7 protein-coding genes are annotated in these 6,787 nt (G+C 72.1%); 5 read left to right on the top strand and 2 right to left on the bottom strand.

Features of this window, described 5'->3' with window-relative positions:
* Positions 1-35 precede the first annotated feature (35 nt).
* The 3 genes from zwf (at position 36) to eda (ending at position 4,467) form a co-directional block, all read left to right on the top strand.
* Positions 36-1,514, top strand: coding sequence for a glucose-6-phosphate dehydrogenase (gene zwf / locus DQW06_RS02520; protein ID WP_013155735.1), 1,479 nt, complete (start codon positions 36-38; stop codon positions 1,512-1,514).
* Positions 1,511-3,361, top strand: a complete 1,851-nt coding sequence (edd, locus tag DQW06_RS02525; protein WP_019609428.1) for a phosphogluconate dehydratase — start codon at positions 1,511-1,513, stop codon at positions 3,359-3,361. The genes zwf and edd overlap by 4 nt, the downstream gene beginning before the upstream one ends.
* Positions 3,362-3,834: 473 nt before the next feature.
* Entirely contained in the window at positions 3,835-4,467 is a 633-nt protein-coding gene (gene eda, locus DQW06_RS02530; protein ID WP_117197887.1) for a bifunctional 4-hydroxy-2-oxoglutarate aldolase/2-dehydro-3-deoxy-phosphogluconate aldolase, read from the top strand.
* A gap of 40 nt (positions 4,468-4,507) precedes the next feature.
* Here eda and DQW06_RS02535 read toward each other — a convergent pair whose 3' ends face one another.
* Positions 4,508-5,365, bottom strand: coding sequence for an ABC transporter permease (locus DQW06_RS02535; protein ID WP_013155732.1), 858 nt, complete (start codon positions 5,363-5,365; stop codon positions 4,508-4,510).
* Between the two features lie 49 nt (positions 5,366-5,414).
* On the bottom strand, positions 5,415-6,017 hold the full coding sequence (locus tag DQW06_RS02540) for a GNAT family N-acetyltransferase (protein ID WP_013155731.1): 603 nt from the start codon (positions 6,015-6,017) through the stop codon (positions 5,415-5,417).
* Between the two features lie 316 nt (positions 6,018-6,333).
* Between DQW06_RS02540 and DQW06_RS02545 the strand changes: the two genes are divergently transcribed.
* Both DQW06_RS02545 and DQW06_RS02550 read left to right on the top strand, forming a co-directional pair.
* Positions 6,334-6,456 carry a hypothetical protein gene (locus DQW06_RS02545; protein WP_013155730.1) on the top strand — a complete coding sequence of 41 codons (123 nt, stop codon included), beginning with the start codon at positions 6,334-6,336 and terminating at the stop codon, positions 6,454-6,456.
* A gap of 160 nt (positions 6,457-6,616) precedes the next feature.
* Positions 6,617-6,739 (top strand): hypothetical protein, encoded by a 123-nt coding sequence (locus DQW06_RS02550; RefSeq protein WP_013155729.1) that lies wholly within the window; start codon positions 6,617-6,619, stop codon positions 6,737-6,739.
* Positions 6,740-6,787: the final 48 nt, after the last annotated feature.

Genomic DNA, 6,787 nt, shown 5'->3' on the forward strand with positions numbered 1-6,787 from the left:
CCATCCCCTTCCCTCCCCGCTGGAGCAGACCGAAGATGCCGCAGCAGTCCGCGTCCCGTGCCACCGACCTGGTGGTCTTCGGGGGTACCGGCGACCTGTCCATGCGCAAACTCCTCCCCTCCCTGTACCTGCTGGACCGCGACGGCCACCTGGACGGGGGGACCCGCGTCGTCGCCGTCTCGCGCGACGGCCTCACCGACGCCGACCTCAGGGACAAGGCCGCCTCGGCGGTCCGCGGCCACCACGCCGTCCAGGTCGCCGAGCCCGACGTGCTCCACCGGTTCCTGGAGCGCCTCTCCCACGTCACCGTGGACGTCGGCGGCGACCCCTCGGGCTGGGACGACCTCACCGCCGCCCTGGCCCCCGGCCGCGACCGCGTCTTCTACCTCGCCGTCCCGCCGATGATCTCCGGCGCGATCTGCCGCGGCCTGGACGACGCCGGGCTCGTCACCCCCGACTCCCGCGTGGTCATGGAGAAGCCCCTGGGCCGCGACCTGGCCTCCTCCCGCGCCGTCAACGACGCGGTGGGGGCGGTCTTCGACGAGTCGCGCATCTACCGCATCGACCACTACCTGGGCAAGGAGACGGTGCAGAACCTGCTGGTGCTGCGCTTCGCCAACGTCTTCCTCGAACCCCTGTGGAACTCCCGCTGGATCGACCACGTCCAGATCACCGCCGCCGAGACCGTCGGCGTCGGCGGGCGCCGGGGCTACTACGACACCTCCGGCGCCATGCGCGACATGGTCCAGAACCACCTGCTCCAGCTGCTGTGCCTGACCGCCATGGAACCCCCGGCCAGCTACGACCGCGACTCCGTCCGCGACGAGAAGCTCAAGGTCCTCCAATCGCTGCGCCCCCTCACCGGGGACCGCGTCGCCGAGGACACCGTGCGCGGCCAGTACGGACGCGGCTCCGTCCACGGCTCGGAGGTGCTCGGCTACCTCGACGAGCCCGGCGGACCGGCCCTCAGCGACACCGAGACCTTCGTGGCCCTGCGCGCCGAGGTGGCCAACTGGCGCTGGGCGGGAGTGCCCTTCTACCTGCGCACCGGCAAGCGCATGTCGCACGCCCGCTCGGAGATCGTCATCCGCTTCCGCGAGGTGCCGCACACGATCTTCCCCGGCACCAACCTGCCCGGCGCGGGCAGCCTCGTGATCCGGCTCCAGCCGGACGAGGGCATACACCTGACCATGCTGGCCAAGACGCCCGGCGCCGGAGCGCTGCGGCTGCGGCCCGCCCCGCTGGAGCTCAGCTTCGCCGACACCTTCGCCACCCGCTCGCCCGAGGCCTACGAGCGGCTGCTGACGGACGTCCTGGCCGGTGACTCCACCCTCTTCATGCGCCGCGACGAGGTCGAGGCCGCCTGGCGCTGGGTGGACCCCGTCATCGAGGCGTGGAACGGCCTGAGCACCACCCCCGAGACCTATCCAGCCGGAAGCGCCGGCCCCGCGGGCGCGCACCGGCTCATCGGCCGAACAGGCCGTACGTGGTACGAAGAGGAGCGACCCCGATGACCGCGCACATCCCCGACGACGCCGACAACGCAGGGTACGGACCCGCCGTCCACCCCGTCGTCGCAGACGTCACCCGGCGCCTCGCCGAGCGCAGCGCCGACACCCGGTCCGCCTACCTGGCGCGGATCGACGCGGCGGCGGCCGAGGGCCCCGCCCGCTCCGCCCTGGGCTGCGCCAACCTCGCCCACGGGTTCGCGGCCTGCGGCGTCTCGGACAAGCTCAAGCTGTCCGGCGACGTCACGCCCAACCTGGCGATCGTCTCCGCCTACAACGACATGCTCTCCGCGCACCAGCCGCTGGAGTCCTACCCGGCCGTGATCAAGGCCGCCGTGGCCGAGGCGGGCGGCGTCGCCCAGTTCGCCGGGGGCGTGCCCGCCATGTGCGACGGCATCACCCAGGGCCGCGCGGGCATGGAGCTGTCCCTGTTCAGCCGGGACGTCATCGCGATGGCCACCGCCGTGGCCCTGTCCCACGACATGTTCGACGGCGCGCTGATGCTCGGCGTGTGCGACAAGATCGTGCCGGGCCTGCTGATCGGCGCCCTGTCCTTCGGCCACCTGCCGGTGGCGTTCGTGCCCGCCGGACCCATGCCCTCGGGCCTGCCCAACAAGGACAAGGCCCGCGTGCGCCAGCGCTTCGCCGAGGGCCAGGTGGGCCGCCGCGAGCTGCTCCAGGCCGAGTCCGCCGCCTACCACTCGCCGGGCACCTGCACCTTCTACGGCACCGCCAACTCCAACCAGATGCTCATGGAGGTCATGGGCCTGCACCTGGCCGGGGCCAGCTTCGAGCAGCCGGGCACCCCGCTGCGCGAGGCCCTGACCGCCGAGGCCGGGCGCAGCGTGCTCGCCCGCACCGCCCTGGGCGACTCCTACAACCCCGTCGGCCGCCAGGTCGACGAGCGGGCCGTCGTCAACGCCGTGGTCGCCCTGCTGGCCACCGGCGGCTCCAGCAACCACACCCTGCACCTGGTCGCCATCGCCCGCGCCGCCGGTATCGAGCTGACCTGGGACGACTTCGCCGACCTCTCCGAGGTGGTGCCGCTGCTCACCCGCATGTACCCCAACGGCGCCGCCGACGTGAACCAGTTCCACGAGGCGGGCGGCATGGCCCACCTGATCGGCTCCCTGCTGGACGCCGGACTGCTCCACGAGGACGTGCGCACCCTGATGGGCGAGGGCCTCGGCCGCTACCGGCAGGTCCCGAGCCTGGACGGGGGCGAGCTGACCTGGGTCGACGGGCCCAAGGAGAGCGGCGACACCTCCGTCCTGCGCGGCACGGACGACCCCTTCGCCCCCGACGGCGGCCTGCGCATGCTGTCGGGCAACCTGGGCCGCGCCGTCATCAAGGTCTCCGCGGTCGCGCCGGAGCGGCACGTGGTGGAGGCGCCCGCCCGCGTCTTCGGCGACCAGGCCGAACTCCAGGAGGCGTTCTCCGCCGGGGAGCTGACCGGCGACTTCGTCGCGGTGGTCCGCTTCCAGGGGCCGCGCGCCAACGGCATGCCCGAGCTGCACAAGCTCACGCCGCCGCTGGCCGTGCTCCAGGACCGGGGCCAGAAGGTGGCGCTGGTGACCGACGGCCGCATGTCGGGCGCCTCGGGCAAGGTGCCCGCCGCCATCCACGTGTCCCCCGAGGCCGAGGCGGGCGGCGCGCTGGCCTACGTCCGCGACGGCGACCCCATCCGCCTGGACGCCACCACGGGCACACTGGAGGTGCTGGCCGACCTGACCGGCCGCGAGCCCGCCCGTCCCACCGTGGACTCCGCCACCGGTACCGGCCGGGAGCTCTTCGCGGCCCTGCGCGGCGCGGTCGGCCCCGCGGAGAAGGGCGCTGGGGTCTTCGGATCCTGAACCGCCGACCCGGGCGCGCCGGGGGACCGGCCCGGGGCGCGCGGCGGACATCCGCCCCGCACGCCCCCGCGGCCGCGGCGCGCCCGCCCCAGACCTTCGACCGATCCTGGAGAGAACACGACTTGACTTCTCTCCCAGCTGAAGCGGGGAGATTCTTCCCTCGCGGGTTGAGCTTTCTGCTTCGTAGCCGGTTGCCGACCCGAACTAACGGCGGGGGACGGGGTGCCGCCCATCGGTCTTACATCAGCTCCACAGACCTGACTTTCTGCCAGCCCGGCAGTAGGAGGCCCGGATGTGGTTCTCGTCTGAGCCGACGCGAAGCAAGCTATCACCGGTTCGAGTGGTGGTTGGCGGGTTCGGTGATTTTGGTGGATGGTGATTCGCCCGGGGGCGCACGACCGTTGACCGTCCCGCTCCGCAGGAGCCCGATTCCTCTCTGGCCTGAAGGCCAGAGTTTTCTCGAAAGGATTCAGATGACGACGAACCCCCGTTCGGGCGCCGACATCCTCGACCTGGCCCCGGTGATGCCGGTGGTGGTCGTCTCGGAGGCCGAGTCCGCCGTGCCGCTGGCCCGCGCGCTGGTGGCGGGCGGCCTGCCGGGCATCGAGGTGACCCTGCGGACCCCGGCCGCGCTGGAGGCCATCGAGCGGATCGCGGCCGAGGTGCCCGAGGCCGTGGTCGGCGCGGGCACCGTGGCCGCCCCCGCCCAGGCGGCCGCGGCCGCCAGGGCGGGCGCGCGCTTCCTGGTCAGCCCCGGGTGCACCGACGGGCTGGCGTCGGCCATGTCCGACACGGGCCTGCCCTTCCTGCCCGGCGTGGGCACCGTGTCCGAGGCCCTGGCGCTCCTGGAGCGCGGGGTGACGGAGATGAAGTTCTTCCCGGCCGAGGCCTCGGGCGGCGCGGCGTTCCTGAAGTCGCTGGCGGGGCCCCTGCCCCAGGTGCGGTTCTGCCCCACCGGCGGCATCACCGTCGCGTCGGCCCCCACCTACCTGGCCCTGCCCAACGTGGGCTGCGTGGGCGGCAGCTGGCTGACCCCGGCCGACCTGGTGGCGGCGGGGGAGTGGGAGCGGATCACCGGTCTGGCCAGGGAGGCCGCCGCCCTGTAGCGCCGCCCGCGCCCCGGCCCCGGCGGGGCCGGGGCGCCTCCTACTCGGAGTCGCCGAACCTGACCACCGTCAGCCAGACCAGCAGGACGCCCACGCCCGCCACGAGGGCGACCTCGGCCGCCCAGGGGATCTGCCAACCGAACCAGGAGATGCCGGGGTTGAACAGCGCCTCGGTCTCCGGTGAGGTGTCCAGGTGGGCGAAGACCGCCTGGCGCATGGGGTCGACGACGTAGGTGACGGGATTGACCAGTGTGATCGCGGTGAGCCAGGAGGGGAGGTTCCCGATGGGGAACATGGCGCCCGACAGCAGGACCAGCGGGGAGATGACCAGCTGGGCCATCCCCATGAACGCCTCACTGCCCCGGACCGAGATCGCGATGAGGACGCCCACCGCCGACGCGGTCAGCGCCACCAGGAAGGTGAGCCCGAACAGGGTCAGCATCAGCCCCGGCGCGTAGGGCACGCCCGCCAGGCCGGCCACCGCCAGGATGATGCTGGCCTGGAGGGTGGCCAGGACCGCGCCCGAGAGGATCTTGCCCAGGATCAGCGCGGAGCGCTTGGCCGGGGCGACGAGCATTCCGCGCAGGAAGCCGACCTCGCGGTCGGTGACGATGGTCGCCGCGGCGGACACCGCCGTCCCCATGACGGTCATGACGACCACGCCCGGGAACATCACGGCGGTCAGCGGGAGGTCGTCCTCGCCCCTCGGGATGAGGGAGCCGAAGCCCACCCCGATGACGAACAGCCACATCACCGACTGGAGCAGCATCGCCACGCCCCGGCTGACGTCGTGGACGAAGCGGAAGAGGTCGCGCTTGAGCACGACCCGGACCGTGCGCAGGTCGTGGCCGAGCCCGAAGGGCGAGGTGGGGAGCGGGCGCCGTCGCGTGGCCGTCATCTGGTCCTTGTCCTTGCTCGTGGTGGTGGGTGGTCGGTCCGGGCGCCCGTCACTCGGTCCAGACCGGCGCGGAGCCGATCCCCACCGGGCCGCCCTCCCGTCGCGACCGGCCCCCGGTGATGCGCGCGAGGAGCCGGGCCCCCGTCTGGAGCCAGTGGTCCCGGGAGACCGAGTAGTAGTGCAGGTCCCACAGCCGTCCCCGGAAGTAGACGTGGCCGGGGAGCGTCGCCTCCCTGGGCGTGGCGAACAGCGCCGAACCGAAGTGCATGAGGCTCGCGTCCGTGGTCAGCGCGTACACCTTCCTGATGTCGTCCCAGCGCGCGAACGCGTAGTTGACGAGGAGCATCATGGATTCGGCGCCGACCCCCACGGCGAGTCCGTCCGGGTCCATGAAGATGCCGATCTTCACGTGTCCGGCCGGGCTGCGCTCGCGGACCGAGGCGAACCCCAGGACCTCGCCGCTCCCGGCGGCCTCGATCTGGAGCACGGTGACGTCCGAACCGTCCAGCGCCCTGAAGGACGACTCGAAGCTGTCCCGGGCCGGGAGCGTCTCGATCCCGAGCCTCAGCAGCAGTTGGTACAGCCCGAGGACGTTGTCCTCCCCGATGGGGCGGAACCGGACACGGGGGGTTTCGAGGTGGAGGGGGATCATCGCCGACTGCCCTGGCCTTTCCGTGGGACCGTCGGGCGTGGCAGCCCGGGGGAGAGGCCATCCTTGCACGCGCCCCCGGTTGTGGGAGCGCTCCCATGGCGTGACCGGCGCGGAAGGGCGGGAGAAAGCCCCTGAACGTCCTCGCGTGAAATCCCGAGAAAGGGCGTCGCGCGTCCGGGAAGGGTCCGCGGGCCTCGCGCGCGTAAACGTCCCGCCGGCGGGACGTGCGGTTCCGTGCCTTTCCCTTGCGCCCGCGGAAACCCTTGCCTAGGTTCTGGCGAGTCCTGTCGGAAAAGCATCCGAGAAAGGCCGAACCATGATCATTTCCGATGTCCTCTCCCTCCAGTCCCTGGGCGTGCGGTTGGAGGCGGAGGCCCTCCTCAACAGCGGTCTGAGCTATGTCGGCTGCAGCGGCGACGTCATCGTCAGGCCCGCCTGAGGCCTGGCGCGCCATGCGGAAGGGGTTCTGCCGATGATCCCACCAAAGGAGGACGGGAGCTGTTCGGGAGAGCGCGGGAACCTCTCTTGTGGGTGGTCCCGAGTTCTTCTATGTTCCTTTCGTGCCGGCACCCCCGTCCATTCTCTTCCGAGGAGGGAACATGCCCCTTTCCGACGTTCTCGATTTGCAGGGTTTCGAGATCGCTGTCGACGAGAGCACCATGCTGAACAGCGGACTCAGCCTCGTCGGATGCAGCGGTGACGTGATCGTCCGCCCCGCCTAGTCCCCCCACGGGAGCGCCGCGGAGGCGTCCTGCTCCGCGGCGCTCTCC

The sequence above is a fragment of the Nocardiopsis sp. TNDT3 genome, assembly GCF_003427465.1.
GTDB lineage: Bacteria > Actinomycetota > Actinomycetes > Streptosporangiales > Streptosporangiaceae > Nocardiopsis > Nocardiopsis dassonvillei.